This is a genomic window from Brevibacterium sp. UCMA 11754, from assembly GCF_021532275.1.
GTDB lineage: Bacteria > Actinomycetota > Actinomycetes > Actinomycetales > Brevibacteriaceae > Brevibacterium.
Map to the genome: position 1 here is coordinate 125,570 of NZ_JACBOT010000010.1, position 24,619 is coordinate 150,188.

Consider the following 24,619-nt stretch of genomic DNA (forward strand, 5'->3'; position numbering starts at 1 on the left):
CGACAGCACCCTGAAAGGCAATCATGTTGGCAGACCTCTTCCTTGAGATCGGGATCGTCCTCTCCTACGCCGTGAGCGGCCTCGCACTGATGCTCATCGGCTACTTCGTCGTCGACCTCCTCACCCCCGGAAAGCTGCACGTCATCCTCTGGCAGCAGAAATCGAAGAATGCCGTGATCCTCGTCGCCTCCGACCTCCTCGGTGTGGCGATCATCGTCATCGCCGCGATCCGGGCCAGCTCGGATGACTTCGCCTTCGGCATCATCTCCACCCTGGCCTTCGGCATCGTCGGCATCATCCTCATGGCCCTGAGCTTCCTGCTCATCGACGCCTTCACCCCCGGCAAGCTCGGCGACATGATCAAACCCGATGCGTTTCACCCTGAAGTCTGGGTCAATGCCTCCGCTCACGTGGGCATCGCGGGCATCATGGCCGCAGCGCTCCTTTGAGTTCACCGACAGAGTCCAGCAACGCCGATACCATCGGCGGCAGCAGACCGATCACGCTGCCGCTGAAGCCGGGACCCGCCCGCTTCTTCGTGCTTCTGGCCGTCTTCATCTGCGCCAGCTGCGGCATGGTCTACGAGCTCGCGCTCGTCGCACTCGGCTCCTACCTCCTCGGCGACACAATTGTTCAGGCCTCGATCGTCCTCTCGGTCATGGTCTTCGCGATGGGCATCGGGTCCCTGGCCACGAAGCGCCTGACCGAGTTCGCCGCAGTCGCCTTCGCCCTCATCGAGGCGGCACTGGGCATCATCGGCGGCCTCTCGGTCATCCTGCTCTACCTCGCATTTGCCTTCGCCGACGTCTACACCGTGGCGATGGTCGCCCTCGCCTTCGTCATCGGTGCTCTCATCGGCGCGGAGATCCCCCTGCTCATGGAGCTCGTCCAACGCATCCGTGCGCAGAAGGCCTCCAGTGCCGTGGCCGATCTCTTCGCAGCGGACTACGTCGGCGGGCTCGTCGGCGGCCTCGCCTTCCCGTTCATCCTGCTTCCGGTCTTCGGTCTGCCCAGAGGCGCTCTGGCTGTGGGGATCACGAACGCCGTCGTCGGCATCCTCATCGTCCTCTGGCTCTTCCGCACCGAGATCCGCACCCGCACACAGGTGATTTTGGCGGGCCTGCTCGTCCTCATCGTCGGCGGACTCACCGTGGTCTGGGTGTTCACCGACGACATCGAGATGACGACCCGCCAGCGTCTCTACCGCGACCCGATCGTGTACTCCCAACGCACGGACTATCAGGAGATCGTGCTCACCGAATCGCAGAAGACCGGGGACACGAGGCTCTATCTCAATGGGGACCTGCAGTTCGCCTCGGCCGACGAATACCGTTATCACGAGTCCCTTGTCCATCCGCTCATGGACGGCCCCAAGCGCAACGTCCTCGTCCTCGGCGGCGGGGACGGTCTGGCCGTGCGGGAGATACTGAAATACCCCGACGTCGAATCGGTGACGCTCGTCGACCTCGACCCACGCGTCCTCGAACTTGCGAAGACCTCGGACCACTTCACCGACTTCAACAAGGATTCCCTTGACGATCCCCGAGTGAGAACCATCGCGGCGGACGCCTTCACCTGGCTGCGTGAAGCCAAGCACACCGCCTACGATGCGGTCATCGCCGATCTGCCCGACCCTGACGATGTGGCCACCTCGAAGCTCTACAGCATCGAGTTCTACGGTCTGATCAAGCAGGTGATGTCCCCCGAGGCCCGCCTCGTCGTCCAGGCCGGCTCCCCGTACTTCGCGCCGGAGGCGTATTGGGGCATCGGAGAGGCCGTCGCCGAGGCGGGCCTGACCACCACGCCCTATCACGTCGATGTCCCCAGCTTCGGTGACTGGGGCTATTTCCTCGCCGATGTCTCAGGACACGACGGGACCGGTGAGAAGGGTCCGGACGTGACAATCCCCCGGGACGCTCCCGGGGGATTGAAATTCGCGACGTCTGAGGTGCTCGCTTCCTCCACCACGTTCCCGCCCGATCGTGATCGGGCCTCCGTCGGTGACGTTGAGGCTTCGACCCTGCTCCACCCTCGCGTGCTCGATCAGGAGCGCGGAGCCTGGGTCGGGTACTGAGTCTCAGCCAGTCTGAAGCTCAGGCTCCCAGCAGGCCGGCGAGTCCCGCGAAGCCTGCGATGGACAGGCCGAGCAGTCCGCCCAGTGCTGCCACCGAGATGAACACGATGCCGAGGATGAAGCCCCATTTGCCCATCTCGTTGTCGGCGAAGCCTGCGCCGCGTGAGTTCTTGCGTGCCATGTGACCGGTGATGATGCCGATGATCGGGCCGAGGAAATTGAAACCGAGGAACGTCGACAGGGTCGCGACCAGGGAGATGATCCCGAGGACCTTACCCGGATCCTCCTCGGCTCGAGGACGGTATGACTGCGGCGGCTGCGGCTGCGCGCCTGTGCCGTAGTTCTCAGCCGGATCGTAGTAGCCCCGGCTGCCGGAGTGCTGGTTGCTGTCAAAGTTGGGGGTGTAGTTGGTGTCCATGATTCTGCCTCTGCTCGTCTCTGTGCTGTTGGTACCAGCCTAGGAACTCTGCGCGGCGGGGTGAATGATATAAACCGTTGCGCTGCTCGGGGGTTTTCCCCCGTTTCGCTGAAGCAGCCGTTTCACTTCACGTCAACGAGGGCACGCCGCTCACGACCCATGAGGTAGAGCAGGATCTCCACGGGTTCGCCCGTGATGGTGATTCCGCCGGCCTTCCCGTTGCTTCCGCGGGTCTGCCTGCCCGCGCTGCGCTGGCCGAAGCCGGGACTGGAGATCTCCACACGACCTTCGGCCTTGGCCGCGAAGGGCAGGAGCGCGGTTCGGCACGCGGCCCACACCGCACGGTTCTCCGACAGCGACAGCCTGCGTGGGATCCACTCGATCGCAGCACGGCGGATGTCCTCATGGTGGACGACGTATTCAGCGGTGTTCATCACCGATTCGACGCCGGGCCACCCGCCGGGAGTCCACCTCGGCGGGGATGCCACCAGACCCAGCAGATGCGAATACGGCATCGAGGCATACGCCTGCTCCTGCTCCTCGCGCTTGCCCTCGAACTTCGGCAAGAAGATGCCGAGGGCGGCAGCGGGATGACGCTCGCGAATCACGAGGTGTGTGGCCAGGTCACGTGTCGTCCAGCCCTCGCACAGAGTCGGGGCGTCTTCACCGGCCCTGTTAGCTGTATCGACGAGGCGGAGACGTTCGGTTCGCGCAAGATTGGTCATGCCTGAAGCTTGTCATCATCGCCTTGGATTCCTCTGAGTGCCCAGTCCTGCACGAAATCGGCAACGCGGGAGATCGAGCGGTAGTCGGCGAGCTCATCGCCCCTGGTGGGACCGTCGGTGACGATGACGACCGGCTTCGACTCTTTAGCGGCCGCCCGGACGAATCGCAGCCCGGAAAGCACCGCGAGTGAGGATCCGAGCACGACGATTCCGCTCGCCTCATCGCAGATGCGATTGGCTTCCTGCAGCCGTGCCGGCGGCACGGAGTCACCGAAGTACACGACGTCTGGTTTGAGCAATCCGCCGCAGCGGGGGCAATCGGCCACGATGAAGTCCGCCGTGTCCTCCAGATCCACGTCACCGTCGGGCGCCGTCTCGACATCGAACGGGTCGATTCCCACGAGTTTCGCGAAATCGGGGTTGAGCTCGCTGAGCCTGGTCTGGACCCAGTCGCGGTCGAACATGTGCCCCTGGTCAAGGCAGATGACGCGATCAAGGCTGCCGTGCAGGTCGATGACCGAACTGTCGCTGCCCATCTGCCTCGCCGCGGCCTGGTGGAGTCCGTCGACGTTCTGCGTGACGATTCCGGCAACGGGCAGCGCCGCGAGTCCCAGGTGGGCCGCGTTCGGACGCGCTGAGCGCATGCGCGGCCAGCCCACCCAGGAGCGCGCCCAGTAGCGGGCCCGCTGATCGGGGTGGGACAGGAAGGTCTGGATCGTCATCGGCTGCCGTGGCACCGCGTCGGGTCCCCGATAGTCGGGAACTCCCGAGTCCGTGCTCATCCCGGCCCCGGTCAGCACCGCCCACCCGGAGGTGTCGACTCCCACGACCTCATCAACTCCGGTGAGCACGTCGATGATCTCCTCATCACTGTGGCTGGCCGCGGGCCGCGTCCGCCCTCGAAGCGGATCAAAGATGACTGCCACGAATCCTCCCTCGTCGAACTGCTGCAGGGTTAGTCTGGTCCCATGGTCAGCATATTGCTCGTTCATCATTCTCCGTCACAGGCAACGGCTGAAATCGCCGAGGCGGCGTTGTCCGGACTGCGCATGCCGGAGCTGGGTGCCGTCGACGTGACGGTCCGTCCCGCATTGGAGGCGACGTCCGCGGACGTGCTCGCCGCCGATGGATTCATCCTCGGCACGACCGCGAACTTCGGCTACATCTCCGGTGCCCTCAAGCACTTCTTCGACACCACATACGACGAGGTCAGGGAGCCGACCGCCGGCCGCCCGTTCTCCTATTGGATCCACGGTGGCTACGACACGACAGGGGCGGAGACCGCGATGAAGCAGATCACCACGGGTCTGGGCTGGAAGCTCGCCTTCGACCCTCTCATCGTCACCGGTGAGGTCACCGATGACCACCTCTCCAGCGCGACCGAACTCGCGGCCACCGTGGCGGCTGCGGCCATGTGAGCGCCGGGCAGCACCGGCAATCTCCGACGCTCGCTCGACTCTCATTGAGATGAACTTCGCGAAAGTACTTTCCAATCTGGAAAGTACTTGCTAGTCTGTAATCACTTCCACTCGGAGGACACCGCATCTCGGTGAAGACAGCAACGAAGGAGTTGTCATGAGCACGCCCACTCCGCAGCAGGCAGAGGACCTTCTCTCGCAGGTCGAGTCACACCAGACTCAGGCCCGATCCGGCGATGCCTGGCCGCTGGTCACGATGCTCTTCGTCTACAGCGCAGCCGTCTCCGTGGGAATCCTCGCCGTGGGGATCATCGAGGACAATACGACTCAGCTGATCCTCCTCGGCGCAGGAGGGGCCTGGTTGGTGCCGGCCATCATCGTCTATGTCGTCAAGGCTCTGAGCTGGAGCCGTCGTTCGACCGTCCTCCTCTGCACCTGGCTGCCGCTGATCTTCGTCGCCTTCTTCACCGCGATCATCGTCGACTCGTTCACCCCTACTTCCTGGGTGCCGTTCGCTGCCGCCGGATTCCTCTGGGTCCTCTCCCCCATCATGGCCCTCTTCGGTCTGCGCCGCTGAGTAGGGACGGGGCACCAGAATGAAGAACGAATCACACGAGGCGATCCCCAACCTCGGCGGCTCCCTGGCTCGGATCGAATCAGATCTGGGCAATCCCACTCGACTCGGAATCGTGGCGAGCCTGAAGAATCGGGACAGGGCCGAATTCAAACTCCTGCGCGACTCTCTCGGAGTCTCCGACTCCGTGCTCTCCCGACACATCTCCGCTCTCGAGAAGGCAGGCATGATCGAGGTCAGTAAGGGCTACGTCGGCAAGCGGCCGCGCACCTGGGTCTCCATCACCTCGGGTGGCCGCGATCGTCTCGACGCTCATGTCCAAGCCCTGCGGGAACTCGCCGGTGGTGGATCTGACCAGCAGTGACCTTCCGGACTTTCCCCGATAGCATGAGGAAAACCGATGCAAGGAGGCGTCCATGGCCAGCAGCACAACCTCGGCGAACAGCGGACTCGAGTTCCGCGAACTGCACGAAGTATCGGAACTCATCAGGTCCGGGCGACTGAGCTCCAGAGACGCCACGCAGGCCATGTTCGATCGGATCGCCGAGCTCGACTCCCACCTTCTGTCCTTCGTCACCCTGATGCGGGAATCGGCACTGGCCGAGGCCGATGCCCTCGATGCGCGTCTGGCTCGCGGGGACTGGCTGGGACCGCTGCACGGCGTGCCGCTGGCGATCAAGGACCTGGCCTACACTCACGACGCGCCGACGGGCGCGGGCACCACGATCCACGCCGACTTCCGACCCGACTACGATGCCACCGTCGTCGCTCGCCTGCGGGCTGCCGGGGCCGTGATCCTCGGGAAGCTGCGACTGACCGAAGGCGCATTCACCGGCCACCACCCGGACCTGCCGACTCCGGTCAATCCCTGGGAGCCGAACACCTGGTCCGGAGTCTCCTCATCCGGTTCGGGCGTCGCGACCGCCGCCGGCCTCTGCTACGGCTCCCTGGGCTCGGACACGGGCGGATCTATCCGGCTGCCCTCCTCGGCGAATGGGGTCACCGGACTCAAACCCACGTGGGGCCGGGTCTCGCGCAACGGCATCTTCCCGCTGGCTCCGAGCCTCGACCACATCGGCCCGATGACGCGCAGCGCACGGGACGCCGCCATCATCCTCGAGGCCATCGCCGGGCATGATCCCAACGACCCGACCTCTGCCCTCGAACCGGTCCCCCGCTACAGCCGGCAGCTCGAACTCGACCACGCTCCGGTCGTCGGCTTCGACCGCGAACTGGCCGCCGAGCATTTCGATGACGCGACCAATGAGATGCTGGAGTCCACGATTGAGGTGCTCATCGACCTCGGTTGGCGCGTCCTCGACGTGCGCACGCCCGGGTTTCCCGAAGCGGCGCAGGAATGGACTGCGCTGTGCGGAATCGAGACCGCTGGCGTTCATGCAGAGAACTACCCGTCGAGGTCAGCCGAGTACGGACCCGACCTCGCTGGCCTCATCGAGATCGGGCGCGGACTGAGTGCCGTCGACTACCACGAGCTGCTCGAATCCAGGAGGGCATTCACCGGTCGCATGCGCGGACTCATGTCCGACATCGACCTGCTGCTGCTTCCGGGCATCGGAGCCGCCTCGCCGACGATCACTCAGATGGAGAACCTCGGCTCGGATGCCGAACTGTTCGCGGGAGTCACGATCCCGACGGCACCGATCGACAACTGCGGCATGCCCTCAATCACTGTGCCTGCCGGTTTCACCGATCGCGGCACCCCTCTGGCTGCTCAGTTCGTCGCCGGTGACTTTCAGGAGAGTCTGCTGTTGGCCGCCGGGCACGCGTTCCAACAGGCCACCGATTTCCACCGACAGCACCCGCACATCGTGGCGGTCTAGATTACCTCCCGAGGTCAACGCACGTATCCTTGTTCAGTGCCCACGATCAAGCCATTCCGGCCCCACGCCACGCAGTCGACGCCGGTCTCCGAGCGGAAGCTGCCCAGTTATTCTGCTGGGCAGGTCCAGATGCCGGTCCGAATCCTCGGCTCGCAGGAGACCATCGAGCACGAGACGTATTGGGCGGAGCACTCCCACCCGACGCACGAGCTGCTGTGGCGGGACGCCGGGGTCGGCACGGTCACCATCGGAACACGGACGTGGACCATCACCCGCCCCCTGGGGATGTGGATCCCAGCCGGCGTCCCCCACTCTGGCTGGACCCCGGCAGGAGTCGTCCTCTGCGCCGCTCAGTTCAGTGTCGACAACCCCTATGTCAGCCACGCTCCGACCGCGGTGGAGATCACTGACCTCCTCAGACTGCTGTTGGACAGACTGCAGAGCATCGATCCGCAGACCGCCTCCTATTCCATCACCGAGGCGATGATCCTCGACACCATGGCGCCGGCCGAGCGTGAGCTTCTGTTGCATACACCGAAGAATCCCCTCCTCGCCCCTATCGTCAAGGCCATGCTGAACGATCCTGCGGACACGTCGAACCTGCGGGACTGGGCATCCAGAATGAACAGGAGCACTCGGACCATCACACGGGCCTTCGAATCGGAGACCGGCCTCGGATTCGCCCGCTGGGTCGTGACAGCACGGATCCAGCATGCCGTCAGACTCATCGTGCTCGGCACCGAGATCGAAGATGCCGCTGCTGCCGTCGGCTATCGGTCGGTGAGCGCCTTCACCACGGCGTTCAAACGGATCACGGGCACGACACCTGCCCGTTATCGACCCGAAGCATTGTCCGTTTGACGAAATGCAGTGTCGGATCTGCTTGATTGCGCGCGTCGAAAGCCTCCGCTAGTTTGATTAGGCACACCTAATTCATCGCCGCTTCGAGGTGTGCTGTGAAGCGCCTTCGAAAGGAAAAGATGTCCCGTTCAGTTCGCACGATGGCAGTCGCCGCAACCGTGTCCGTCGGCCTCGTGCTCACCGCCTGCTCAAGCACTGACTCCTCGGCCGAAGCCGAAGGCGGTGACGACTCCTGGACACCGGTGACCATCGAACACGCACTCGGAACCACGAAGATCGATGAGAAACCCGAACGCGTCGCCACGGTCAACTGGGCCAACCATGAGGTGCCACTGGCCCTCGGCGTCGTTCCCGTCGGTATGGCCAGTGCAGACTTCGGCGATGACGACGACAACGGCGTCCTCCCCTGGGTCGAGAACAAGCTCGAGGAGCTCGGGGCAGAGACCCCGACACTGTTCGACGAAACCGACGGCATCGACTTCGAGGCCGTTGCCGACACTCAACCAGATGTCATCCTCGCAGGGTATTCCGGCCTGAGCCAGGAGGACTACGACACCCTGTCAGAGATCGCTCCCGTCGTCGCCTACCCGGAGACGGCCTGGGGAACTCCGTGGCGCGAGATGATCGAAATCAACAGCGAAGCCATCGGCATGAAGGACGAAGGCGAAAAGCTCGTGAATGATCTCGATTCCGAGATCGACTCGGCAGTCGAGAAGCACCCTGCTATCAAGGACAAGTCGACGATGTTCCTCACCCACGTCGATCCCTCCGACTTGTCCGAAGTGAACTTCTACACCACGCACGACACCCGGGCGATGTTCTTCGAAGACCTCGGAATGAAGGCACCCGCCAGCGTCCAGAAGGCCTCGGACGAGACCGACCAGTTCTCCTCGACTGTCAGCGCCGAGCAGGCCGATGTCTTCGATGACGTCGACATCATCGTCACCTATGGCGACGACAAGCTCGTCAAGACCCTCGAAGACGATGATCTGCTGTCGCAGATGCCGGCTGTCAAGAACGACGCCATCGTCAACCTGCCCGGCGATGCGCCGCTTGGCACGGCCGCGAATCCCACACCGCTGTCGATCTCGTTCATCCTCGACGACTACCTCGACGAGCTCGACAAGGCCGCCTCGAATCAGAAGTAGGCACCGACCTCGATGAGCGCTCAATCGACTGTCGAGTCGACCGCCGCCAGACTGCGGCGGTCGACTCGCGTTCGCCTCCTGTGGATGCTGGTGGCGCTGGCCATCGTCGCGATCCTCATGGTCGCGTCCACCATGATCGGCTCCCGAAACGTCGGACTCGACGACATACTGGCCGCCTATCTCGGCTCGACGTCCGGTTTCGACCAGGCCGCAGTCGCCAAACGCATCCCCCGCACCCTGCTCGCCGTGAGCGTCGGTGCCGGACTCGGCATCTCCGGTGCCGTGATGCAGGGCGTCACCCGCAATCCCCTTGCCGATCCCGGCATCCTCGGGGTCAACACCGGCGCCTCCCTGGCCGTCGTCGTCGGAATCGCCTATTTCGGTCTGACCAGCGCCGCCGACTACATCTGGTTCGCCATCGTCGGAGCCGGGCTCACCTCGGTCTTCGTCTACGCCATCGGCTCTCTCGGGCGGCAGGGTGCGACCCCGCTCAAGCTGGCACTCGCGGGCGCCGCAACGGCCGCGGCACTGTCCTCCTTCATCTCCGCCATCGTCCTCCCCCGTGGAGACATCGCCGATCTCGCCCGCGACTGGCAGATCGGCGGCGTGGGCGGCGTGACGCTCGATTCGGTCCTCCTCATCCTCCCCTTCCTCATCGTCGGCTTCGTCATCAGCAGCTCCTCGGCACCGGGCCTCAACGCACTGGCCCTCGGCGATGAGCTCGCCGCTGGACTCGGCCAACACGTGGGACTGACCAGGCTCTTCTCCGCCGCGGGCGCGGTCGTCCTGTGCGGTGCCGCCACGGCCGTCGCAGGCCCGATCGGGTTCGTCGGCCTCGTCATCCCCCACGCGTGCCGACTGCTCATCGGAGTCGACCATCGGTGGCTGATCCCGTTCTCGGCAGTCACGGGCGCGGCCCTGCTGACCGCCTCGGATATCCTCGGCCGCATCATCGCGCGCCCCGCGGAACTCGATGTCGGGATCCTCACCGCGCTCATCGGCGCTCCGTTCTTCATCGCCATCGTCCGCCGACAGAAGGGCCGTTCGCTGTGAACCACACAACCACGCCGACGACCCCGACCGCCGAGGCGGTGGCAGGGCTGAGACGAGCACGCACGGCCCGCTGGACCACCTTCGTCCTCGTCCTCTCCGGCCTCGTCATCACCGTTTTCCTGACCAGCCTCATGGTCGGGCAGACCTTCTACTCCTTCGACAAGGTAATCCGCGTCGTCCTCGGGGATCAGGTTCCCGGTGCTACCTTCACCGTCGGACGACTGCGACTGCCCCGCGTGGTGCTCGCCCTCCTCGTCGGACTGAGCTTCGGCCTCGGCGGCGTCACATTCCAGACCATGCTCCGCAATCCCCTGGCCAGCCCCGATATCATCGGGATCAGCTCCGGAGCCTCGGCTGCCGCAGTGTTCGCGATCGTGACCCTCGGCCTGGGCAGCACCGGGGTCTCGGTCGTCGCAATCGTCGCCGGTCTCGCCGTGGCCCTCATCATCTACCTGCTCGCATACAAGAACGGTACCGCCGGCATTCGACTCATCCTCGTGGGCATCGGCGTCGCCTCAATGCTCAACGCTCTCATCAACTGGGAGCTGACCCGGGCGGCGCAGTGGGATCTTCAGGAGGCTCTGCGATGGCTGGCAGGCAGCCTCAACGGAGCGAAGTGGGACGCGGTCGGCCCACTGCTGTGCGCACTCATCGTGCTCGCCCCGATCCTCCTGGGCCAGTCGAAGAACCTCACGGTGGCCCAGCTCGGCGATGAGACCGCGGAAGCGCTGGGAGTACGAGTGTCACGAATGCGTCTGCTCGTCATCGTCACGGCGGTCGGACTCATCGCCTTCGCCACCGCGGCGGCCGGGCCAGTGGCGTTCGTCGCCTTCCTCTCGGGCCCGATCGCTTCCCGACTCATCGGCCCAGGCCCCTCTCCTCTGGTTCCCTCGGCCCTCGTCGGTGCCTTCCTTGTCCTCGTCGCGGACCTCGTCGGACAGTTCGGCTTGGGCACCAGATACCCGGTCGGAGTGATCACGGGGATTCTCGGCGCCCCTTACCTCATCTATCTCATCATCAGGATCAATCGATCGGGAGGCTCCCTGTGACCAAGGATCATTCGCTCGAGGCCCGGGAACTGCATCTGGCCTACGGGGACACGGAAGTCATCGATGGCTTGAATCTGAGCCTGCAGCCCGGAGCGATCACCGGGATCGTCGGCGCTAATGCCTGCGGCAAATCCACCCTGCTCAAGTCGATGTCACGACTGCTGATCCCGAAGTCCGGCACCGTCATCCTCGACGGAAAGCAGGTCCACACGATGCCTGCTAAGAAGCTCGCGCGAACTCTGGGTCTCCTTCCCCAGACGCCGATCGCTCCCGAGAGCATTACGGTCGCTGACCTCGTCGGACGCGGTCGTCACCCGCATCAGGGCGCGTTCTCCCGGTGGAGTTCTGCCGACGATCTCGCCGTCGCGCAGGCCCTGGACACGACGGCCACCTCGGCGCTGGCCGACCGTCCCGTCGACGAACTCTCCGGCGGTCAGCGACAGCGGGTGTGGATCGCTATGGCCCTCGCCCAGCAGACTGACATCCTGCTCCTCGACGAACCGACGACCTTCCTCGACGTCAACCATCAGGTAGAGGTCCTCGATCTGCTCACCGAGCTCAATCAGGGTTCCGGTGTGACGATCGTGATGGTCCTCCATGATCTCAATCTGGCAGCCAGGTACTGCGACCGGCTGGTGATGATCGCTGCCGGAGGTATCCATGCCTCCGGCACCCCTGCCGAGGTGCTCAATGAGGGCAATGTTGTTGAGGTGTTCGGGCTCGAGAACAGGGTCATCGAAGATCCCGTTTCCGGCCAGCCGCTCATGCTCCCGATCGGTCGTCACCGCACGTTGAGCTGAATCCGCGACCCTGCACATCACGTTCGGACATCACTGTGCCTGCCTGCGAGCCACGATCTCTGTGATCCAGGTCGGCGCGAAGGGGGAGGTGCAGTTCGGCGGTGTGGGATAGTCCTTGAGGACACCGAGGCGGTTGCCGATTGCAATGGCACGTGGACGCAGCTGTTCGTTCTCGATGCCGATATAGGACAGAGTCTCGTTCATCGCCCACTGCAGGCGCTCTTCGGCGTCGAGCATCTGCGCCTCGATGATGTCGAGGAGACCGGGCAGGTCAAGGCCTTCGAGCGACTTGTTCACGCGCTCGCTGGTCAGTGCCCAGCCGGCCGAAGCCACGACCGGATCGGGGTCGGCCATCCAGCTCAGGCGCAGTGTTTCGGCATGCTTCGACTTCTTGACGATGTAGTTGACCAACCAGGCGTGGACCTTCGGCACACGTGCATCGCGCAGCATGGCGTCGAGGCGCTCCGCGTCATAGCTGCGGGGGCGCATGATGAGGATCGCGACGAGACGCGCTGCTGTATCCCTGGTGTCCCACAGTTCGACGGCGAGCTCGTCGTTCTTCTTCAGTTCCTTGGCCACGGCTCGCAGCTTCGTCAGATTCACACCGTGATCGTCACCGTGCTTCTCATTGACGGCACGGGCCTTGGGATCCTCCATCGTCGCCAGTGTCTCCATGACGCTGTGCACGCTTGCCTCAATCATGCGATCAGACTACCGCGAGTTCGGTGCTCAGTCCTCAGCGCTCGGAGTTCAGCCGGGCCGCCTGACGCATGAGGTGGTCGCGCTCGGCGAGGTTGCCGGCCTTGGCCGCGGCCTTGACGTAGAGCTTCGCCGCCGCCTCGTCTTCTCCTGCCCGTTCTCGCAGGTGGGCTTCGACGGCGAAGTAGCGCGGCAGAGTCTCATCGAGTCTGTCCAGTTGGGCCAGCCCGGCCGCCGGCCCGTCGGCTTCACCGATCGCGACAGCTCGGTTGAGGGAAGCGATCGGGCTGTCGTGGAACTTGAGCAGTTCGTCGTACCATTCGACGATCTGGGGCCAGTCGGTGTCCTCGACTCGTTGTGCATCGGCGTGGAGAGCGGCGATGGCCGCCTGCACCTGGAATTCGCCGAGTTCCTCGCGGGCGAGCGCGGTCTGCAGAATGCCGATGCCCTCGACGATGAGGTGGGAGTCCCACCGGGACCGGTCCTGGTCGGTCAGAGTGATCAGAGCCCCATCGGCGGTGAAGCGGGCTTCGCGGCGGGCATGGTGGATGAGCATGAGCGCCAGCAGCCCGGAGACCTCGGGATGGTCGATCGATGCGGCCAGCACCCGGGTGAGACGGATGGCTTCTGCTGCGAGGTCGACGTCACCGGAGTAGCCCTCGTTGAAGACGAGATAGAGGATCGTGAGGACCGCGGAGATGCTTCCCGGGCGGTTGAGCCTGCGTCCGGTCAGGGTGCGTTTGGCCCGAGAGATGCGTTGTGCCATCGTCGCCTCGGGCACGAGATAGGCTTCGGCGATCTGACGGGTCGTCAGTCCGCCGACGGCCCGCAGAGTCAGTGCCACCGCCGAGGCCGGACTGAGGTCCGGATGGGCGCACAGGAAATAGAGATCGACGGTGTCATCGGCCGAGGTGGTCGCCGCATCCGTGTCCAGCGCAAAGGAATGTTCCTCCCGCGCAGTCCGCGCGGACTCCGCACGGACGCGGTCGAGGAACTTCCGCCAGGCGACCGTGATCAGCCACCCTTTCATGTCCCGGGGCTCGTTCTCCGGCCACGAGCGAAACGCCTCGATCAGGGTATCCTGAACGGCATCCTCGGCGGTGGCGAAGTCTGCTCCCCTCCGCTCGAGGATGCCGATCACGATGGGAACGAGCTCCCTCAGTCCGTCGTAGATGGGGTCACACCCATGAACGGACGGAGTTCGAGCCACTCCCGGATCGGCTCGCCGCCGGCACCCGGTGCCGCCGAGAGTTCGCCCGCAAGTTCGAGCGCCCGATCGTAGGACTCGACGTCGATGACCATCCACCCGGCGATGAGATCCTTGGTCTCAGGGAAGGGACCGTCAGTGACCGGCGGCTTGCCCTCTCCGTCGAAGCGGACGAAGGTTCCTTCGGGCGACAGTGCCTGGGAGTCGACGAATTCGCCGCTGGCCTTCAGCCTCGCCGCGAAGTCGTTCATGTAGCCGATGTGCGCGTCGACTTCGCCCGGCGTCCACTCCTCCATCGGGGTGTACTGCATGTACTCGGGGGCCATCTTGTAGTGCTTGAGCATCAGGTACTTAGCCATGATCTTCTCCTCTAATGATTTGCTCGTCGCGAACTTCGCTGACATCCCTGGGACGGAGCCACATGCGCATTCTCGACATCCTCGGCGAGATTTCCTTCGATTCTTCCACGGATAGTCTCCGATGTGCGGTTGTAACCGACCTGGAACACACGTCCCCGAATGCGAACACACACGCCCCCACCTTGGCGGATTCCGTTGACAGAGTGAACTCATACACACCACCTTCACCTCATCAGGAGTTCACCATGAAGACCACGAAGATCATTCGGTCCATCACCGTCGCCGGCGCAGTTGCGGCAGCACTGTCACTGTCGGCCTGCGATATGAACATCTCCTTCGGCCCTCCCGAGCAGGAGCAGACGCAGGCCCAGGAGGGAGACGAAACGTCGGCGAACCCTGACGAGCAGCAAGAGGCCGTGACTCCTGTTGAGGAGGTGCCGGAGGAGTCCGAGTCGAATGCCGTCACCGGCGACTCCCCCGATTCTTCGTCGAGTCAGGGCTCGTCATCATCGTCGGGCACATCCACCTCGGCGGGTGAAGGATCATCGAGTTCGAGCGGCGAACAGGCCAGCGCCGATGACCCCGGATTCGAAATCGATGAGCACGGCAACGGCACCATTCCCGCCTCCCTCCTCGAGAAGGACATTGAGAAGGCGTACTCCGAGCAGGGGACGACCGTCGACGAGGTCGAATGCCTCAACGACCTGATGGTCATCTCCAAGCAAGGATCGGCCTCCTGCAACGTCACCGCCTACGGCGAGAAGCGCTACGGCACAGTCAAGGTCACATCGGTCTCAGGCAACTACGTCGGCTACAAGCTCGACTTCCCCAGCTTCAACTGAGCCTAGCTGCTGGCACCGCTGGTGTCGGCCGAGGCTGCGGAACAACTCGCGACCGCAGATGGTTATGGCAGGTGCACACTTTCACAGGTCGTGCACCTGCCACATCGACCAGCGAGGAGCATTCCCATCATGCGCAGTGTCCAGTACACCCAGAACGGCGATATCGACCAGCTCCACATCGCCGAGGCGAACACCCCCTCAGTCGGGCCAGGTGAGGTTCTCGTCGCTGTCCGCTATGCCGGACTCAACCCCGTCGATCTCGCCGTCATCGGTGGGGCCTTCGGGCAGGCCACAGGCACGAAGGGCAACGGCGCCGACTTCTCGGGAGTCGTGGACAAGGTTGGTGAGGGTGTCACCGACTTCTCCTCCGGCGATCTCGTCTTCGGGGGACGGCCGCATCGCACACAGACGACTCATCTGCTCATCCGGGACCCGGCAGAACGACTCGACAAGATACCTCGCGGTCTCGGCATCGATACCGCCGGAGGCCTCTACATAGCCGGGCGCACCGCCATCGCGGGCATCCGCGCCCTGGCGATCGCCGAAGGTGAGACCGTCCTCGTCACAGGTGCCTCGGGCGGAGTCGGAATCATCGCAGCCCAATTGGCGCTCAATTTGGGCGCCCGCGTCATCGGCACCGCCAGCGAAGCCAACCATGATGCTCTGCGCAATCTCGGCATCGAACCCATCACCTACGGTGAGGGGCTCGAGGCCCGCCTGCAGGAGGCGGCCCCCGAGGGCATCGCTGCCGCTTTCTCGACCCAGGACGAGGCCGAGATCAAGCAGCTGCTGAGTCTCGACATTCTGGCCGGGCGCATCAATTCGATCGGAGCGGGACCACAGGTCGCCGACACGTATGGGGTGAGCATCGCGGGCGAGACTGCGGCTGACCGCGGTGATCTAGCGTGGCTTGCCAAAGCGATCGCCTACGGACATGTGCACGTGCCCGTCGCCAGGGTCTTCTCGCTCGACGAGGTCCAGAACGCCTACCGTTTCCTCAAGGGCTCACGCCCTGCCGGCAAGGTGGTCCTCCGTGTCGACGCCGATCCCCTCACCAACGATCAGCGCGAGTTCCTCAGCAGCTGATCCGAGTTCACATCCGATGGTGGGCGGTCAGGAATACTGTGGCCGGGTTGGTGCGTTCTCCTTGAAGACACCGACGAACAGCACCCGGTGCTGAGAGATCCCAGACGACGATGTCAGATCGTCTGCGAAGAGTCGGATCCGACAACTGACAAGGAGTAAGCATCATGGCAATCTCAGACAAGAAAGTTGCATTCCTCCTCACCCGCGGAGTCGAGCAGGTCGAGCTCACCAGCCCCCGCGGAGCACTTGACGAAGCCGGAGCCACAACGGTCATCGTCTCGCCCTCAGATGGCACATTGCAGGCGATGAACGGTGACTGGGACCATGCCGATGAGTTCACCGTCGATGTCCCAGTCTCTGCAGCCAAAGTTGAGGACTTCGATGCGCTCGTGCTTCCAGGCGGCACCCTAAATGCGGATGCCCTGCGCCTCGACGAGGACGCTGTGGCACTGGTGAAGGCGTTCTTCGCGGCAGACAAGCCTGTGGCCGCGATCTGCCACGCACCATGGATCCTCGCCGAATCAGGCGTGGCCAAGGGCCGGAAGCTGACATCATTCGTCTCGACGAAGACCGATCTGGTTAACGCCGGAGCAGAGTGGGAGGATTCCGAGGTCGTCGTCGACGGCAATCTCATCACCTCGCGCAACCCCGGCGACCTCGACGCGTTCAACGCGGCCATCGCGAACGCGCTGGGCTGAGGTTGAGGCGCTAGAGCAGGCTGATGCGCCTGCGCAGCGTACGAAGAAGGCTCCCATCCGAATGTTCTCGGATGGGAGCCTTCTTCTCTCTGCGGAGGATAGGGGATTCGAACCCCTGAGGGCGTTAACCCAACCCGCGTTCCAGGCGAGCGCCATAGGCCACTAGGCGAATCCTCCGCGAGCTAGCCTATCCGAGTCGTGTCGACAATGCGAAATCCTGACGGCCGAGTGTGAACCATCACACTAAGTGCAGGTGAAATCGCTTCTCAGCTGCCTTTGCCCTTGCCTGCCTGACGCAGGTCGACCCAGTAGAGGGCGATTGATATGGGCGCAAAAAACATTCCCGCCGTGTGTCGATGCGGCATAGACTTGTTCGACGTATTGCATGAGAGGGTCTCGACCGTGACTCTCTGAAACATTGCTGACTAAGGAGTCATCATGAAGTTCATGCTCATCATGCGCGCAGTCGACCAGACCGCTGTGGACGCCTACGAAACCGCCGATTTCGAGAAGATCATCGCCGACATGGGTGCCTACAACGAATCCATGGTCAACGCCGGGGTCATGGCCGACGGTGCGGGACTCTCCGACGCCGCCGATGGGGCAGTCGTCGATTTCAGTGAGGACGATCCCGTCGTCACAGACGGCCCCTATGGAGAATTGCGGGAGCTGTTCAACGGCTTCTGGATGGTCGAGGTCTCGTCACAGGAGGAAGCGATCGAGTGGGCCAAGCGGGCCCCCTTGGGCGCCGGATCCCAGATCGAGGTGCGACGCGTCAACGGACCGGAGGACTTCCCTCAGGACAATGAGTGGATCCAAAAGGAACAGGAATGGATCGCCGAAGGGAAACTGGCCGGCAGTTGACCAATGCCCCAGCCGATGACACCGATGCGGTTCACCGGGTCATCGCCGCGACGTGGCGGATCGAGGCAGCGAAGATCATCGCGGCCCTGACCCGCTACGTCGGCGATTTCGGGCTCGCCGAGGATCTCGCCCAGGAAGCAGTGACCGATGCGCTGTCCCAGTGGCCGAAATCCGGAGTTCCGACTAACCCGGCCGCGTGGCTGACCACGGTTGCCAAGCGTCGGGCAATCGATTCGTGGCGAAGGCGAGAGCGACTTGACGATCGTCTGGTGAAGCTTGCCGGGGAGCTCGAAATCCGTCAGGACGCGGACTTGGGTGATCTCCCCTGGGACCCGGACGACATCGAGGACGATGTACTCCGTCTCGTCTTCATCGCCTGTCATCCAGTACTCGGTCGCAGCGCCCAGCTCGCACTCACCCTGCGGGTTGTGGGCGGCCTCTCCAGCGAACAGGTCGCCCGGGCGTTCCTCATTCCAGTCTCGACAGTGCAGCAGCGCATCGTCCGGGCGAAGCGGGCCCTGGCAGATGCTCAGGTTCCCTTCGAGCTTCCAGCGGCCGACGAACAGCCGGAGCGGCTCAAGGGTGTGCTCGGGGTCCTCTATCTCATGTTCGCGGAGGGGCACGTGACAACCTCCGGACCCGACTGGATGCGTCCAGAACTGGCAATGGAGGCTCTCCGACTGACCCGTGTGACTGCCGGTCTGCTCCCTCACGATCCGGAGGTCCACGGTCTCGTCGCCCTTATGGCCTTCACCGCGGCCAGATTCCCTGCCCGCGTGGGGGCAGACGGCGAGCCGATCCTGTTAGCCGATCAGGACCGATCGAAATGGGATCGCTCGCTCATCCGCCTCGGCTCTCGCAGTCTTGGAACCGCCCAGGATCTCCGAACTGCACTCGGCCCCTATACGCTCCAAGCCATGATCGCTTGGTGTCATGCCGAAGCCAGAAGCGTTGGGGCCACCGATTGGGTGCGCGTTGCGTCCCTCTATGACATGCTCAACCGAGCCGTTCCCTCACCTGTCACTCAGCTCAACCAGGCGATCGCGATCGCCGAAGCGCATGGCCCAGCACGCGCTCTCACCCTCGTCGATGACATCGACTCCACGGGAGCACTTGGGAAATTTCACCTTGTTCCCAGCGTGCGCGGTGAACTCCTGTCCCGCCTCGGCAGGGAGCAGGAAGCGCGGGGCGAATTCGAACGCGCGGCGACCCTGACGGCCAATGACCGAGAACGCGAAGTCCTCCTTGCCAAGATGCGCAGAGTTGAGGGCCGGCCGGAGGAGAGCACCGACAACTGATCCAGCCGCCTCGTTTTGTGCCTCGAGGATGCTCTCGACTACACTGATCGATGGCTCCCCGTGCGGCGTCATCTTGTGAACTCCCCCAGGGCCGGAAGGCAGCAAGGGTAAGCGAGCTCTGGCGGGTGCACGGGGAGTCCTTCGTTTCCCAAGGTCACAATTCCACAACTCCCCCTCCCCTATGTCAGTCCAGGTCAGGACCACTCTCGACGGCGAAAAATGGGCAATTCCCGAGGATTTCAGGCGGTGCTTTAATACTTTCGTGATTTGGCTTCACTAACATGGTCGGCAGCTCTCATCCCCTTTGCTCGAACGAGGATCCCTGTTTTGTCACCCAAGAAGATACACGGGGCGGTTGCTGCCCTATCGGCAATCGCTCTGCTCACAGCCTGCACCCCCTCCGGCTCTAACCCTGATGCCACCCGCGATGCTGCGAAGTCCGCCGAGGCTGCTGCCGAACCCATTTTCCGAGTCGGCACCGTCTCCAAGGACGAGGCAGCCAAGTCCTCTGCGCGGGGATCTTCAGCGAAGACCTCCGGTTCCACTTCATCGGCCGAGCCGACCGGCACCCAGTCACCCGTCCCGGGACAGGGCGGCGAAGTCGTCGAATCCGGAGCAGACTCCACGGCCGCACCGGGCGAGCGCATCAGCCTCAGCGTCGAGAACGCGACGCTGAGCGATATTTCGATCACCGAGTCCGAACACCCCAGAATCACATCTGACCCCGGCGTCTTCTTCGACACCACTGGGGCCGAACTCAAGGCAGCCGACCAGAGCCAGAAGTCCTCTGATGAGGCGGGCACCTCGTCGCCGAGCGAAAGCGCTGCAACCGAAGCCGCTGCGAAGGAGGACTCCGCCGAGGACAAGCACTCAGTCATCGCTCCCGACGACGCTGCGGCCTGGGTTTCGGCCTACGACCTGGTCGCTGACAGCACCTACGAGCTATCGGCCACAGCCACTTCGGCGGATGGGGAGGAACACGACTTCACGTCCACGGTCAACGTCTCAGCCGGTGACGCCTCACCGATGTCCGTGCGCACAACCCTCTCCGATGACCAGACCGTGGGCGTCGGCGCCCCGATCATCCTCAGCTTCGGCTCCACCGTGAGCAAGCAGTACCGTGACGATGTCGAGCGCCGCCTGACGGTCAATGTCACCGACAACGAGGGCAAGAAGCGCAAGGTCGAGGGCTCATGGGCATGGCTGCCCGATGATCCGCAGTCACGTCTGCACTTCCGACCCAAGGACTTCTGGCCCGCGCACTCGAAGGTCTCCGTCGACGCGCCTCTGAAGAACGTCCCCACCACGGCGAAGACGGTCGGCCAGAACGACCTCACACTCGACTTCGACATCGGCCGCAAGCAGATAGTCAAGGCCGATGCCAAGTCTCACCGCATGGTCGTCACCCGCGATGGCAAAGAGGTGATGAACTTCCCCGCCTCACTCGGTGCGGCGAAGTCTCCGTCCTACAACGGAACCCATGTGGTCATGTCGAAGTCGGCAGACTACACGATGACCTCCGAGCAGTGGGACTACGAAACCGACGTGCGCTGGGCCGTGCGCATCCACAACAACGGAGAATTCGTCCATGCCGCTCCCTGGTCGACAGGCGTCCAAGGATCGGCGAATGTCTCCCACGGATGCATCAACCTCTCCACCGCGCGCGCCAAGCAGTACTACGACTCGGCGATCTTCGGCGATCCGGTCGAGATCACAGGCTCGAACGTCAGCTTGTCCACCGCCGCCAGCGACATCTCCGACTGGGTCTACGACTGGGACGACTGGAAGAAGATGAGCGCACTCGACTGATTGTCCACAGTGCACCCACCCTGTGTTCCTGTGTGACGCTGTACCTCTTGGCGGTCTACTTCTTGACCTTCTTCGCCGCCTTGTCGATCATCGGGACGTAGCGCTCGAGCGCCCAGGGAACGGTGAGCGGGTTGATGATCGACGAAGCGGTGACGAAGGCCTGTTCTTCGGGAGCGACTACCGCACCGGACTTGATGGCCGGAATGTTGGAGTACACACTCTGTGACTCGATCTCCTTCTTACTCTTCTCATCGGAGTAGAAGGTGAAGATGAGGTCAGAGTCGTCGAGCTTGTCGGCGTTCTCGAGTCCGATGAGAGCCGAGTCCGTGCCCGGAGCATCATAGTTCTTCTGGAGCTTGTTGATGATGGGGTCGGGGGTCAGTCCCAGCGCCGAGACCATCGCCACCCGCTGCTCATTGGGGTAGAAGACGCCGAGGGTGCCTGGTCCGTCATTGTAGATGTAGGAGAATGTGAGTCCTTCGTATTCGGACCGCTTGGCTTCGGAGAGCTGCGTCTTGATGTCGTCGACGAGCCCCTCAGACTCCTTCTTCTGACCCAGTGCCTTGCCGATGGTGGTGATCTGCTCATCCCATTCGATGGTCCACGGCTGCTTGGGGTAGGCAACCGTGGGTGCGATGGCGTCAAGCTGCTTGTACTGATCGGCGGTGACGCCGGACCACGGCGCGAGGATCACATCAGGTTCGAGCTCGGCGACGGCTTCGACGTCGAGCTCCGTATCTCCCTGGAACTGCGTGGGAAGCTTGTCCCCCTTCTTCTTCACCGCCTCATGGATCCACGGCATATAGCCGGTGTCATCGCTGCCCCAGGCATATTCCTCCATGCCGATGGGGGTCTTGCCCAAAGCGATGGCTGTCTCGGTCGAGCCCTGGCCGAGGGTCACGACGCGCTTCGGTTCGGCCTCGATGACGGCCTTGCCCAGCGCATGTTCGATCGTGACGGTCTGGAAGTCGCTTGAGGCCGACTTCTCCGCATCCGCCGGCCCCTGGCTGCAGGCGCTCGCGCTGAAGGCAAGCGTGACGATGGTGCCTATGGCCATGGCCCGGCGAGAGAGATGAGCTGACATTCGTGCCCTTTCGACTGTGGGGGTCGCTGTCGACCCCTCGACATGAACATAGGACAGCCTAACTTAACCTTGTGGTATCGGTGCAACTCGACTGGCTCAGCTGCAATTCGTCTGCTCAGAGCAGAAACCCGTGCCACCGCAGCCGAACGCTCCTAGGATCACATCATGGAACCACTTCGAGTCACGGACGGACAAGGCGATCAGGCCCCGGCACTGCTGTGGCGCGAGACTCTCGGACGGGTGCTGCGGCTGCGCCGCACCGAGCTGGCCCTGACCTTGGCACAGGTGTCGCGACGCTCGGGAGTGTCAACCCAATACCTGTCCGAGGTCGAGCGCGGCCTCAAGGATCCATCGTCGGAGGTCATCGAGGCGATCGCCGTGGTTCTCGGCCTTGCACTCCCGCAGGTCCTCGTTCTCGCTGCGTCGACCATGACGAGAGCTGCGCCCGCGTTCGCAGTCGACGGGCACTCAGTCCCGCTCAGCGGTGGGCGGGCGCAGCTCTCACTCGTGGCCTGATCCCACTGGCCGGTCGGCTCAGCTCGCCCCGGAATCGAGCTGGTTGGTTCTCAGCACTTCGAGCCGTGCCCGATACTCGGCCTCGTCGATATCGCCTTGGGCGAAGCGCTCAGACAGGGTCGCCTCCGCGTTCTTCGTCGATCCGAAACGGCCCTGCGCATCCGCCCAGGGTGGTCCCCCTGCTTGGCGCCAGCGACGCCGGTTGAGCGTGATGATGAGGGTGACGACCAATCCGATGATGAGCACCCAGAAGATCGGGATGAGGAAGAAGAGCGGCCAGGCCGCGGGTCCGTGTTCCATGTGCATGATGCCTCCCTGTCAGGAATCCACGTCGCTCGTGGATATGGCATCCATCCTTCGCCGGCGGTCGCCACGGCGAATCCCCCACCGGGAGTCACTTCGAGTACTCGCTGGGGATGAGCTTCTACTGGTCGCGCAGCCACCCCGGGGAGACCAACCCGGATTCATAGGCGAGCACGACCAGGTGGACCCTGTCGCGTGCCGCAGTTTTGGTCATGATGCGCGAGACATGGGTCTTCGCCGTCAGCGGGGAGAGGACCAGCCGGCCTGCGATCTCGTCGTTCGACAGCCCCTGACCGACGAGAGCGAGGACCTCACGTTCTCGTTGTGTCAATACGTCGAGATGCTTTGCCGGCTCCGCCCGCAGGCCCAAGGACATCCTCGACAAAAGGTATCTGGTCACCTCGGGCGAGAGCAGCGCCTCACCCTCGGCAACGACGCGCACCGCTCTGATCAGGTCGACCGGCTCGGTGTCCTTGAGCAGGAATCCGCTGGCGCCTGCCCTGACCGCGCGCACGATGTACTCGTCGAGGCCGAAGGTCGTCACCAGCACGACCCGCACGTGGCCGAGGCCTGGATCGGCTGCGATCGCCTCTGTGGCCCACAGTCCGTCACCGCCTGGCATCCGGATGTCCATGAGCACGACGTCGACCGGCGTCGCCGCCAGCTTCTCCAGCAGCTCTTCCCCACCGGAGGCCTGCACGCGCACGCTGATGCCCGGTTCCGCGTCCAACAGCGAGGCGAAGCCGGCGCGGACCAGCTGGTGGTCATCGGCGATCGCCACCGAGATATCGCTCATACCTGACCCTGCCGATCTGATCGTCCGTGTCTGCTGGCCCAGGGCAGCCGGACGCTGATGTGCGTGCCGTCCCCGCTCGCCGAGGTGATCTCGAAGGTTCCGTCGAGGAGCTTGGTCCTCTCCCGCATCCCGATGATTCCGGTGCCCGAGTCGTCGTCTCGCCCGAGGCTTGCTTCGTCGGTTCCGTGGCCGTCGTCGCCGATCTCGATGTGCAGGAACTCGCCGTCACGGGAAACTCTGACGTTCGCCCGAGTGGCGTGAGCGTGGCGGACCACATTCGTCAGCGCCTCCTGCGCGATCCGGTAGGCGGCCGCATCGGCGGCACTGCCGGGGTTCTCTCGAGTGCCGTCGGCTCTGAGTTCGCGCCTGTCATCGAGGTGGATGGATGGTCGACCCGTCATCGCGGCGCGATGAGTGCCGGCAGATCGTCGAGGCCAGGCACTGGGGCCAACAGCTCGGCCCTACCTTCGCCGACACCGGCCGGGTCGGGGTCGGCAGCGTCCGAGCGCATCGTGTGGAGCACGGAGCGGACCTCGTTGAGTCCCGTTCGGCTCAGCTCCTTGATGGCGGCGAGCGCGCCTCTGGCCTGCTCAGGGTCGCGGTCGATGAGGTGTTCGCCCACACCGGCCTGCACGTTGATCTGCGACAGGGAATGGCCCAGCACATCGTGCAGGTCTCTGGCGATGCGCAGCCTTTCGGCCTCAATCACCTCATGGTGCCGGGCCCGCGCGCCTCCTCGGCCGCGATCCTCCGGCCCTCGCGCCTGCGTCGGGCGAAGGCTCCGATGCTCAGAGTGATGATCAGACCGATCGTCGCAGAGGCCACACGCCCCACCGACCAGTCGACTTCGAGGAAGGAGCCGAGCAGCAGGGCGCCCGACCAGACACCAGCGGCCGAGGCGATGGCCCAGATCTGATGCCCGCGGACCATGGCCACGACGAGAGCGAAGAGGAATGCCGCATAGAACGGCGTCATCTGAGGTCCGGTGAGCCCCTGCGCCCACATTCCGCCCGGACCCTCCCCTGACCAGGAGGATTGCCTGGAACCGTGGGCCCACACGCCGGAAAGGCTGGATCTTGCCAGCGCGGCCCATACGA

The 24,619-nt window shown here is 63.9% G+C and carries 30 protein-coding genes, 1 tRNA gene and 1 other RNA gene; 19 read left to right on the plus strand and 13 right to left on the minus strand.

All coding sequences use genetic code 11. From position 1 onward, the window contains the following. Positions 1-23 precede the first annotated feature (23 nt). Positions 24-449, plus strand: coding sequence for a DUF350 domain-containing protein (locus HX613_RS06170; RefSeq protein WP_235344524.1), 426 nt, complete (start codon positions 24-26; stop codon positions 447-449). Then, the gene (locus HX613_RS06175; RefSeq protein WP_235344525.1) at positions 446-2,074 is read left to right on the plus strand and encodes a polyamine aminopropyltransferase; all 1,629 of its coding nucleotides are present in this window, start codon (positions 446-448) and stop codon (positions 2,072-2,074) included. The genes HX613_RS06170 and HX613_RS06175 overlap by 4 nt, the downstream gene beginning before the upstream one ends. A gap of 19 nt (positions 2,075-2,093) precedes the next feature. Here the strand turns inward: HX613_RS06175 and HX613_RS06180 are convergent, their stop codons facing one another. The 3 genes from HX613_RS06180 to HX613_RS06190 form a co-directional block, all read right to left on the minus strand. After that, on the minus strand, positions 2,094-2,492 hold the full coding sequence (locus tag HX613_RS06180; RefSeq protein WP_235344526.1) for a DUF4190 domain-containing protein: 399 nt from the start codon (positions 2,490-2,492) through the stop codon (positions 2,094-2,096). 122 nt (positions 2,493-2,614) lie between these two features. After that, complete coding sequence (locus tag HX613_RS06185; protein WP_235344527.1) at positions 2,615-3,217, minus strand: TIGR03085 family metal-binding protein; 603 nt, start codon at positions 3,215-3,217, stop codon at positions 2,615-2,617. Further along, complete coding sequence (locus HX613_RS06190) at positions 3,214-4,143, minus strand: Sir2 family NAD-dependent protein deacetylase (protein ID WP_235344528.1); 930 nt, start codon at positions 4,141-4,143, stop codon at positions 3,214-3,216. The genes HX613_RS06185 and HX613_RS06190 overlap by 4 nt, the downstream gene beginning before the upstream one ends. 42 nt (positions 4,144-4,185) lie before the next feature. On the opposite strand from HX613_RS06190, the gene HX613_RS06195 reads away from it, so the two are divergent. The 9 genes from HX613_RS06195 (at position 4,186) to HX613_RS06235 (ending at position 11,961) form a co-directional block, all read left to right on the plus strand. Then, positions 4,186-4,635, plus strand: coding sequence for a flavodoxin family protein (locus HX613_RS06195; protein ID WP_235344529.1), 450 nt, complete (start codon positions 4,186-4,188; stop codon positions 4,633-4,635). A 157-nt stretch (positions 4,636-4,792) separates the two neighbouring features. After that, the gene (locus HX613_RS06200; protein WP_235344530.1) at positions 4,793-5,212 is read left to right on the plus strand and encodes a hypothetical protein; all 420 of its coding nucleotides are present in this window, start codon (positions 4,793-4,795) and stop codon (positions 5,210-5,212) included. Between the two features lie 19 nt (positions 5,213-5,231). Further along, positions 5,232-5,573 carry a winged helix-turn-helix domain-containing protein gene (locus tag HX613_RS06205; protein ID WP_235344531.1) on the plus strand — a complete coding sequence of 114 codons (342 nt, stop codon included), beginning with the start codon at positions 5,232-5,234 and terminating at the stop codon, positions 5,571-5,573. Positions 5,574-5,625: 52 nt separating this feature from the next. Then, positions 5,626-7,050 (plus strand): amidase, encoded by a 1,425-nt coding sequence (locus HX613_RS06210; protein ID WP_235344532.1) that lies wholly within the window; start codon positions 5,626-5,628, stop codon positions 7,048-7,050. Between the two features lie 36 nt (positions 7,051-7,086). Beyond that, complete coding sequence (locus HX613_RS06215) at positions 7,087-7,911, plus strand: helix-turn-helix domain-containing protein (RefSeq protein ID WP_235344533.1); 825 nt, start codon at positions 7,087-7,089, stop codon at positions 7,909-7,911. Between the two features lie 119 nt (positions 7,912-8,030). Further along, on the plus strand, positions 8,031-9,059 hold the full coding sequence (locus HX613_RS06220) for an iron-siderophore ABC transporter substrate-binding protein (protein ID WP_235344534.1): 1,029 nt from the start codon (positions 8,031-8,033) through the stop codon (positions 9,057-9,059). Between the two features lie 12 nt (positions 9,060-9,071). Continuing rightward, positions 9,072-10,112, plus strand: a complete 1,041-nt coding sequence (locus HX613_RS06225; RefSeq protein ID WP_235344535.1) for a FecCD family ABC transporter permease — start codon at positions 9,072-9,074, stop codon at positions 10,110-10,112. After that, positions 10,109-11,161, plus strand: a complete 1,053-nt coding sequence (locus HX613_RS06230; RefSeq protein WP_235344536.1) for a FecCD family ABC transporter permease — start codon at positions 10,109-10,111, stop codon at positions 11,159-11,161. The genes HX613_RS06225 and HX613_RS06230 overlap by 4 nt, the downstream gene beginning before the upstream one ends. Then, the gene (locus HX613_RS06235) at positions 11,158-11,961 is read left to right on the plus strand and encodes an ABC transporter ATP-binding protein (RefSeq protein ID WP_235344537.1); all 804 of its coding nucleotides are present in this window, start codon (positions 11,158-11,160) and stop codon (positions 11,959-11,961) included. Before HX613_RS06230 ends, HX613_RS06235 begins: the two co-directional genes overlap by 4 nt. 30 nt (positions 11,962-11,991) lie before the next feature. On the opposite strand, the gene HX613_RS06240 is transcribed toward HX613_RS06235, so the two are convergent. The 3 genes from HX613_RS06240 to HX613_RS06250 are packed head-to-tail and all read right to left on the minus strand — an operon-like array spanning position 11,992 to position 14,226. Further along, complete coding sequence (locus HX613_RS06240; protein ID WP_235344538.1) at positions 11,992-12,663, minus strand: DNA alkylation repair protein; 672 nt, start codon at positions 12,661-12,663, stop codon at positions 11,992-11,994. Positions 12,664-12,697: 34 nt separating this feature from the next. Then, a complete protein-coding gene (locus HX613_RS06245; protein ID WP_328284909.1) occupies positions 12,698-13,834 on the minus strand; it encodes an RNA polymerase sigma factor in 1,137 nt (378 codons plus the stop codon). Continuing rightward, on the minus strand, positions 13,819-14,226 hold the full coding sequence (locus tag HX613_RS06250) for a YciI family protein (protein WP_235344540.1): 408 nt from the start codon (positions 14,224-14,226) through the stop codon (positions 13,819-13,821). The genes HX613_RS06245 and HX613_RS06250 overlap by 16 nt, the downstream gene beginning before the upstream one ends. Before the next feature lie 245 nt (positions 14,227-14,471). Between HX613_RS06250 and HX613_RS06255 the strand changes: the two genes are divergently transcribed. From HX613_RS06255 to HX613_RS06265, 3 genes are all read left to right on the plus strand, one after another. Then, a complete protein-coding gene (locus tag HX613_RS06255; RefSeq protein WP_235344541.1) occupies positions 14,472-15,068 on the plus strand; it encodes a hypothetical protein in 597 nt (198 codons plus the stop codon). Positions 15,069-15,197: 129 nt separating this feature from the next. Further along, complete coding sequence (locus HX613_RS06260; RefSeq protein WP_235344542.1) at positions 15,198-16,154, plus strand: NADP-dependent oxidoreductase; 957 nt, start codon at positions 15,198-15,200, stop codon at positions 16,152-16,154. A 164-nt stretch (positions 16,155-16,318) separates the two neighbouring features. Beyond that, a complete protein-coding gene (locus HX613_RS06265) occupies positions 16,319-16,852 on the plus strand; it encodes a type 1 glutamine amidotransferase domain-containing protein (protein WP_235344543.1) in 534 nt (177 codons plus the stop codon). 92 nt (positions 16,853-16,944) lie between these two features. Here the strand turns inward: HX613_RS06265 and HX613_RS06270 are convergent. Beyond that, positions 16,945-17,029 (minus strand) — tRNA-Ser (locus HX613_RS06270). A 261-nt stretch (positions 17,030-17,290) separates the two neighbouring features. Here HX613_RS06270 and HX613_RS06275 point away from each other — a divergent pair. From HX613_RS06275 to HX613_RS06290, 4 genes are all read left to right on the plus strand, one after another. Continuing rightward, positions 17,291-17,716 (plus strand): YciI family protein, encoded by a 426-nt coding sequence (locus tag HX613_RS06275; protein WP_235344544.1) that lies wholly within the window; start codon positions 17,291-17,293, stop codon positions 17,714-17,716. Further along, positions 17,683-19,014 carry an RNA polymerase sigma factor gene (locus tag HX613_RS06280; protein ID WP_442862589.1) on the plus strand — a complete coding sequence of 444 codons (1,332 nt, stop codon included), beginning with the start codon at positions 17,683-17,685 and terminating at the stop codon, positions 19,012-19,014. Before HX613_RS06275 ends, HX613_RS06280 begins: the two co-directional genes overlap by 34 nt. A 49-nt stretch (positions 19,015-19,063) precedes the next feature. Next, positions 19,064-19,159, plus strand: an RNA gene (ffs, locus tag HX613_RS06285) — signal recognition particle sRNA small type. A gap of 182 nt (positions 19,160-19,341) precedes the next feature. Continuing rightward, positions 19,342-20,823, plus strand: coding sequence for a L,D-transpeptidase (locus tag HX613_RS06290; protein ID WP_235344546.1), 1,482 nt, complete (start codon positions 19,342-19,344; stop codon positions 20,821-20,823). Positions 20,824-20,878: 55 nt separating this feature from the next. On the opposite strand, the gene HX613_RS06295 is transcribed toward HX613_RS06290, so the two are convergent. Further along, positions 20,879-21,907 (minus strand): iron-siderophore ABC transporter substrate-binding protein, encoded by a 1,029-nt coding sequence (locus HX613_RS06295; RefSeq protein WP_235344547.1) that lies wholly within the window; start codon positions 21,905-21,907, stop codon positions 20,879-20,881. 165 nt (positions 21,908-22,072) lie between these two features. On the opposite strand from HX613_RS06295, the gene HX613_RS06300 reads away from it, so the two are divergent. After that, a complete protein-coding gene (locus HX613_RS06300) occupies positions 22,073-22,423 on the plus strand; it encodes a helix-turn-helix domain-containing protein (protein ID WP_235344548.1) in 351 nt (116 codons plus the stop codon). A gap of 18 nt (positions 22,424-22,441) precedes the next feature. On the opposite strand, the gene HX613_RS06305 is transcribed toward HX613_RS06300, so the two are convergent. From HX613_RS06305 to HX613_RS06325, 5 genes are all read right to left on the minus strand, one after another. Beyond that, positions 22,442-22,729 carry an SHOCT domain-containing protein gene (locus HX613_RS06305; protein WP_235344549.1) on the minus strand — a complete coding sequence of 96 codons (288 nt, stop codon included), beginning with the start codon at positions 22,727-22,729 and terminating at the stop codon, positions 22,442-22,444. A 118-nt stretch (positions 22,730-22,847) separates the two neighbouring features. Beyond that, entirely contained in the window at positions 22,848-23,522 is a 675-nt protein-coding gene (locus HX613_RS06310; protein WP_143922147.1) for a response regulator transcription factor, read from the minus strand. Next, positions 23,519-23,923, minus strand: a complete 405-nt coding sequence (locus HX613_RS06315) for a sensor histidine kinase (protein WP_235344550.1) — start codon at positions 23,921-23,923, stop codon at positions 23,519-23,521. Before HX613_RS06315 ends, HX613_RS06310 begins: the two co-directional genes overlap by 4 nt. Continuing rightward, positions 23,920-24,231, minus strand: a complete 312-nt coding sequence (locus tag HX613_RS06320) for a sensor histidine kinase (RefSeq protein WP_235344551.1) — start codon at positions 24,229-24,231, stop codon at positions 23,920-23,922. The genes HX613_RS06315 and HX613_RS06320 overlap by 4 nt, the downstream gene beginning before the upstream one ends. Further along, positions 24,228-24,619: hypothetical protein (locus HX613_RS06325; RefSeq protein WP_235344552.1), on the minus strand; the 392-nt coding region annotated here is incomplete at its 5' end. The genes HX613_RS06325 and HX613_RS06320, both read right to left, overlap by 4 nt.

Excerpts from the sequence above, each read along its gene's own strand:
- HX613_RS06170 (WP_235344524.1), top strand. The coding sequence starts at position 24 with ATGTTGGCAGACCTCTTCCTTGAGATCGGGATCGTCCTCTCCTACGCC.
- HX613_RS06180 (WP_235344526.1), bottom strand. The coding sequence starts at position 2,492 with ATGGACACCAACTACACCCCCAACTTTGACAGCAACCAGCACTCCGGC.
- HX613_RS06185 (WP_235344527.1), bottom strand. The coding sequence starts at position 3,217 with ATGACCAATCTTGCGCGAACCGAACGTCTCCGCCTCGTCGATACAGCT.
- HX613_RS06195 (WP_235344529.1), top strand. The coding sequence starts at position 4,186 with ATGGTCAGCATATTGCTCGTTCATCATTCTCCGTCACAGGCAACGGCT.
- HX613_RS06200 (WP_235344530.1), top strand. The coding sequence starts at position 4,793 with ATGAGCACGCCCACTCCGCAGCAGGCAGAGGACCTTCTCTCGCAGGTC.
- HX613_RS06205 (WP_235344531.1), top strand. The coding sequence starts at position 5,232 with ATGAAGAACGAATCACACGAGGCGATCCCCAACCTCGGCGGCTCCCTG.
- HX613_RS06210 (WP_235344532.1), top strand. The coding sequence starts at position 5,626 with ATGGCCAGCAGCACAACCTCGGCGAACAGCGGACTCGAGTTCCGCGAA.
- HX613_RS06220 (WP_235344534.1), top strand. The coding sequence starts at position 8,031 with ATGTCCCGTTCAGTTCGCACGATGGCAGTCGCCGCAACCGTGTCCGTC.
- HX613_RS06225 (WP_235344535.1), top strand. The coding sequence starts at position 9,072 with ATGAGCGCTCAATCGACTGTCGAGTCGACCGCCGCCAGACTGCGGCGG.
- HX613_RS06240 (WP_235344538.1), bottom strand. The coding sequence starts at position 12,663 with ATGATTGAGGCAAGCGTGCACAGCGTCATGGAGACACTGGCGACGATG.
- HX613_RS06250 (WP_235344540.1), bottom strand. The coding sequence starts at position 14,226 with ATGGCTAAGTACCTGATGCTCAAGCACTACAAGATGGCCCCCGAGTAC.
- HX613_RS06255 (WP_235344541.1), top strand. The coding sequence starts at position 14,472 with ATGAAGACCACGAAGATCATTCGGTCCATCACCGTCGCCGGCGCAGTT.
- HX613_RS06260 (WP_235344542.1), top strand. The coding sequence starts at position 15,198 with ATGCGCAGTGTCCAGTACACCCAGAACGGCGATATCGACCAGCTCCAC.
- HX613_RS06265 (WP_235344543.1), top strand. The coding sequence starts at position 16,319 with ATGGCAATCTCAGACAAGAAAGTTGCATTCCTCCTCACCCGCGGAGTC.
- HX613_RS06275 (WP_235344544.1), top strand. The coding sequence starts at position 17,291 with ATGAAGTTCATGCTCATCATGCGCGCAGTCGACCAGACCGCTGTGGAC.
- HX613_RS06280 (WP_442862589.1), top strand. The coding sequence starts at position 17,683 with ATGGATCGCCGAAGGGAAACTGGCCGGCAGTTGACCAATGCCCCAGCC.
- HX613_RS06295 (WP_235344547.1), bottom strand. The coding sequence starts at position 21,907 with ATGTCAGCTCATCTCTCTCGCCGGGCCATGGCCATAGGCACCATCGTC.
- HX613_RS06300 (WP_235344548.1), top strand. The coding sequence starts at position 22,073 with ATGGAACCACTTCGAGTCACGGACGGACAAGGCGATCAGGCCCCGGCA.
- HX613_RS06305 (WP_235344549.1), bottom strand. The coding sequence starts at position 22,729 with ATGCACATGGAACACGGACCCGCGGCCTGGCCGCTCTTCTTCCTCATC.
- HX613_RS06310 (WP_143922147.1), bottom strand. The coding sequence starts at position 23,522 with ATGAGCGATATCTCGGTGGCGATCGCCGATGACCACCAGCTGGTCCGC.
- HX613_RS06315 (WP_235344550.1), bottom strand. The coding sequence starts at position 23,923 with ATGACGGGTCGACCATCCATCCACCTCGATGACAGGCGCGAACTCAGA.